This is a genomic window from Hungatella sp. SL.1.14 (assembly GCF_024460495.1).
Classification (GTDB): domain Bacteria; phylum Bacillota; class Clostridia; order Lachnospirales; family Lachnospiraceae; genus Hungatella; species Hungatella hathewayi.
In genome coordinates this window covers 1-289 of record NZ_JANFYJ010000504.1, presented here as the reverse complement: position 1 = coordinate 289, position 289 = coordinate 1, and the positions used below count along the sequence as shown (strand labels likewise).

The 289-nt window shown below is 51.6% G+C and carries 1 pseudogene; it reads right to left on the bottom strand.

Annotation, left to right across the window (positions count from 1 at the left end):
* Positions 1–59: 59 nt before the first annotated feature.
* Positions 60–289 (bottom strand): annotated as a pseudogene (locus NE473_RS32030) (hypothetical protein); the annotation flags it as partial.

The window sequence follows — 289 nt, the reverse complement described above, 5'->3', positions numbered from 1 at the left end:
TTCAAAACTGGTGGAATACACATGTGTCACCTTGGTTTACCGCTGAAAAATGGTCTGAGTTATACGAGAACATATGTGGAACACTCGGATTTGAATCTGGAACGCCTGGAGACTTTGTTCCGTGAGAAGAAGGTCTGTAGCCTGGACCGGCTGCTTACACTGGTCATGGGGTAACATCTTAACCCGATGAGAAGGACCCGCTTCATAATCTGCCAGTCGTACTCACCGAAGGTGATCCGCACCGGCGCCCGCCTGCTGAAGAGGAACCGAAGCACATAGGCGCAGGACG